Origin of the sequence: Alloyangia mangrovi (assembly GCF_002300555.2) — a bacterium.
Taxonomy (GTDB): domain Bacteria; phylum Pseudomonadota; class Alphaproteobacteria; order Rhodobacterales; family Rhodobacteraceae; genus Salipiger; species Salipiger mangrovi.
Window position 1 is genome coordinate 1 of the sequence record NZ_NTHN02000112.1, and the last position, 4366, is coordinate 4366.

1 protein-coding gene and 2 pseudogenes are annotated in these 4366 nt (G+C 69.9%); all 3 read right to left on the reverse strand.

Going from position 1 to position 4366, the window contains the following annotated elements; translation table 11 throughout:
- Positions 1-1202, reverse strand: a pseudogene (locus CLG85_RS26815) (pyruvate, phosphate dikinase); the annotation flags it as partial.
- A 151-nt stretch (positions 1203-1353) separates the two neighbouring features.
- On the reverse strand, positions 1354-3576 hold the full coding sequence (gene glyS, locus CLG85_RS26820; RefSeq protein WP_095881134.1) for a glycine--tRNA ligase subunit beta: 2223 nt from the start codon (positions 3574-3576) through the stop codon (positions 1354-1356).
- A gap of 127 nt (positions 3577-3703) precedes the next feature.
- Positions 3704-4366 (reverse strand): annotated as a pseudogene (locus tag CLG85_RS26825) (pilus assembly protein PilP); the annotation flags it as partial.

Here is a 4366-nt window from a genome sequence, read left to right on the forward strand (position 1 = left end):
GGCTCGCCGCGCGCCGCCGAGGCCTGCGCCTCGGCGGCGCTGAAGACGATCTTGCCGGTGGCGGCACCGGGCGAGGCGGCGACGCCGCGGCCGATCACGTCACGCTCGGCCTCGGGCGAGATCTGCCGGTGCAGCAGCTCCGACAGGCCGCGCGGCTCGACCCGCAACAGCGCCTCTTCGCGGCTGATGATGCCATCCTCGGCCAGTTGCACGGCGATGCGCAGCGCGGCGCGGGGCGCGCGTTTCACCCGCACCCCGTCAAGGATGTGCACCCGGCCGTTCTCGATGGTGAACTCGATCTGCATCTCGGCCCGCAGGCGCTGGCGCATCAGCCGCGCATGCGCCTTGAGCTGCTCGAAGGCCTCGGGCGCCAGCTCCTCCAGCGAGGGCCCGCGCGGGTCGCGCTCGAGGAAGAGCGCCGCGCTCTCGTGGTGCAGCGCGTCGCGGCCCTGGCTCTGGTGCAGGTAGCGCCCGGTGATCTGCGGCAGCCCGGTGTCGGAGTTCACCAGTTGCAGCACGCCCGAGCCGCATTCGCCGATGCCAAGCCCCAGCGCCATCTCCTGCACGATCAGCCCCAGCCCGGCATCCACCGGCGCGCCCTTGGCCTGGCGCAGCAGCCGGGCGGTGGTGCCCTCCCAGGCGCGGGCCATGGTGCGCAGCACGGCGGTCAGCTGGACGGCGGGATCCTGCGGGAAGGGCTCCTCGGCCTCTTCCTCGTAGGCGCGCAGCGCGTCCGACAGGCCCTGCTGGCCGTCGGTGTCGATTTCCTCGAAGACATCCGGGTCGAGCCGCGCCACGTGGATCGCGTAGCCGGTGACGAAGCGCTTGTAGAGCGCCGAGGCGGCCTCGGCCCCGATGCGGTCGGAATATTCAACGAAGGTGGCGTCGTTCATGCCGATGTTGAGCACCGAGCCCGGCCCACCCCAGTCGGGATCCTCGGACGACGGGCGCACGCACAGCAGCGTGCCGGGCGCGAACTGGCCAAGGATCAGCGCGGGCGGCGGGACCTCGCCCTGCGCGATGCGGTGGACGGTGTCGAAACTCAGCGCAACGGTGCGCGGCACCGGCAGGTCAAGCCGCACCAGCCGCTGCAGGCATTTCGCGCGGCCACCATGGCTCGGCGTCGCGATCGGCGCCGAGGGGGTGATGAGCGTGACATGCGGATCATCCGCCTGCATGTCTTTCCGATAGGTGTCGGGCATGACAGCGCCCCTGTTTGTCCGCAGTGCAGACTATCCCGAAAAGGGTGTGCCGCACTAATACCTTTTGAAAGGCCCGGCGCCGTGACGGGGCGTAACGAGGCGGCGCCGGTACCGGAATGAGCGCCCCGGCGCGAGGCCGGGGCGGGGCAGTTCAGCCCTCGAGCCGGGTCAGATCGGCCACCTGCAGGCAGATCTGGCGGATCCGCGACAGCAGATTCAGGCGGTTGCGGCGCACCACCTGGTTGTCCGAGTTCACCTGAACCGCCTCGAAGAAGGCATCGATCGGCCCGCGCAGCGCGGCCATGGCGGCCATGGCGGCGGCAAAGTCCTCGGACTCCATCGCCGGGGCGATCTCGGCCTCGGCCTTGTCCAGCGCGGCAAAGAGCGCCTTTTCCTCGTCGCTCTCGGCGAACTTGGGGTCGGCGCCGAAGCTGTATTCGACCCCGTCCTTCTCCTCGGCCTGCGTGAGGATGTTGTTGGCGCGCTTGAAGCCCTGCACGAGGTTGCCGCCGTCCTCGGTCGCGAGCGTCTCGCTCAGCGCCGTGGCGCGGGTGACGAGCAGCGCGAGGTCGTCGCGGTTCGGCATGGCGAGGCAGGCGTCGATCACGTCGTGGCGGATACCCTCGTCGCGCAGGTGCACCTTCAGGCGGTCATGGATGAAGGCCAGCAGGTCGTCGCTGAGATCGCCCGAATGCTGCTCGACCTCGGCGATCCACTCCGGCGCGTCGCCCTCGATCTGGTCGATCACCGCGCGCACCGCCGAGCCGAAGACGCCGTGATGGGCGATCTCGCGCAGCACCGCGTCGCGCAGCGCTTCCTCGTGCTTGCCCTCGGGGTTGATCTTGTGGCGCAGCAGCTGCGCGTCGATGAGCCGGTCGAGATGCAGGCGCAGCCCGTTGTTCAGCACCAGCCGGATCACGCCGAGCGCGGCGCGGCGCAGCGCGAAGGGATCCTTCGAGCCGGTGGGCTTCTCGTCGATCGCCCAGAAGCCGGTCAGCGTGTCGAGCTTGTCGGCCAGCGCCACGGCTACGGAGACCGGCGCGGTCGGCACGTCATCGGACGGGCCGAGCGGCGAGTAGTGCTCCTGGCAGGCGGCGGCCACCTCTGCCGGAAGGCCCGCGGCCTCGGCGTAATAGCGGCCCATCAGGCCCTGCAGCTCGGGGAACTCGTAGACCATCTCGGACGACAGGTCCGCCTTGGCCACGGTCGCGGCCTGTTCCGCCAGCGCGGCATCGGCGCCAACCATCGGCGCGATCTCGCGCGCCAGCGCGGCGATGCGCTCAATGCGCGCCTTCTGGCTGCCCATCTTGTTGTGGAAGGTCACGTTGCCAAGCCGATCGGTCCAGGCGGTCAACCCTTCGGACTTGGCGACGCGCAGGTCGTTCTCCCAGAAGAACTTGGCATCCGACAGGCGGGCCGAAAGCACCTTCTGGTTGCCGGCGAGGATGGTCGCGCCGTCGTCCGCGGTTTCGACGTTCGCCACGGTGACAAAGCGCTCGATCCGCCGCGAGCTGGGATTCTTCACCGAGAAGAACTTCTGGTGTTCCTTCATCGAGGTCTGCAGCACTTCGGGCGGCAGCTGCAGGAAGTCCTCGCCGATCTCGCCCATCAGCACGACGGGCCATTCGACCAGCCCCGAGACCTCGGTCAGCAAACCGCGGTCGTCCACCACCTCGAGCCCCGCGGCAAAGGCGCGGTTGGTGGCGTCATGCCAGATGGTATCGGCCCGCTCGGCGGGGCTCAGCACCACCTTGGCGCGCTTCAACTTGGCCTCGTAATCGTCAAAGGACGTGACGTCGAACGCCTCGCCGCCCATGAAGCGGTGACCGCGGGTGGTCTTGCCCGCGACAATGCCGTCGATCTCCAGCGGCACCACCTCGGCGCCCTGCTCGTCGGTGAGCAGGCAGATGAGCGAATGCAGCGGCCGCACCCAGCGCAGCGAGCCGGCGCCCCAGCGCATCGACTTTGGCCAGGGGAAATTGCGCACGGTCTTCTCGAGCACCTCGGCGATGATCTCGGCGGCCGGGCGTCCGGGCTTCTCGATGATGGCGAAAAGCACGCGGCCCTTCTTGTCCTCGCGCTCCTCGCATTGCTCGCGGGTCACCCCGGCGCCGCGCAGGAAGCCCTCGATGGCCTTCTCGGGCGCGTCGGTCTTGGGGCCGCGACGCTCTTCGCGGGTGGCGGGGGAAGCGGCCAGAAGCCCCTGTACGGTCAGCGTCAGACGGCGCGGCGTCGAGAAGGCGGCGGCGCCCGCGTAGGTCAGACCGGCCTCCACCAGACCGTCGGTGACGAGCTTCTTCAGGTCCTCGGCGGCGCGGGTCTGCATCCGGGCCGGGATTTCTTCGGAAAAGAGTTCGATCAGCAGGTCGGGCATGGTCTCACCAAAGCAAAGTTCGGATGCGGGGATAGACCCGTAAGGGGCTGGCGTCCAGCCGTTTGCGGGAAGGAATGGAAGATGCCGCCGCGCTCCGGGTCTGGATCGTGCCGGGATCGGGCCGGGATCAGCCGCGCGGCATCTTCAGCACGACGTTTCGGCCGCTTTTCACGTAGCGCAGCTCGTCCTCGTCGATGGCCGCGATGCGCCCGCCGTCGATGCTGTCGCCGACCTGCACCTTCTGGTACTTGCCCGAGGGCAGGCGGACCAGCGCGCGGCGGCTCGAATCCTTGCCGTAGATGCCAATGAGGCTGACTTCGCGCAGGTCGATCTGGTTGTTCAGCGTCGCGCTCTTCGCCACGCTGGCGTTCTGCGGGATGCTCGGGCCCGGCGCGATGGCGACGGCGGGGGCGTTCGAAGCCTGTTTCACCGCCTCCTGCACGATCGCCTCCATGCTGCGCGGGCGCGGCAGCGGGGTGAGCGAGGCGCCAATCGCCTGCTCGGTGACCGGCAGGTCGAGCGCCAGCGCCTGTTCCTGCGCGGTGAGCGGGCGCATCTGCGGGCGCATCTGCTCGAGTTCCGCCAGCGACACGCCGCCCAGCACCGCGCGCTCGGTCTGCTCGATCAGATCGCCGGGACGACCGCGCGGGCGGAAACCGGAGAGCGCGGGATCGGCAGCGTCGGGCGCGCTGTCCCGGGTCTCGGCGCTCGGCTCGGAGGCTTCCGGCACGGCGCCTCGCCCTCGCCGGGCACCGCCTCGTCCGCGGGCACCTCGGGCGCGCCTCGGGGG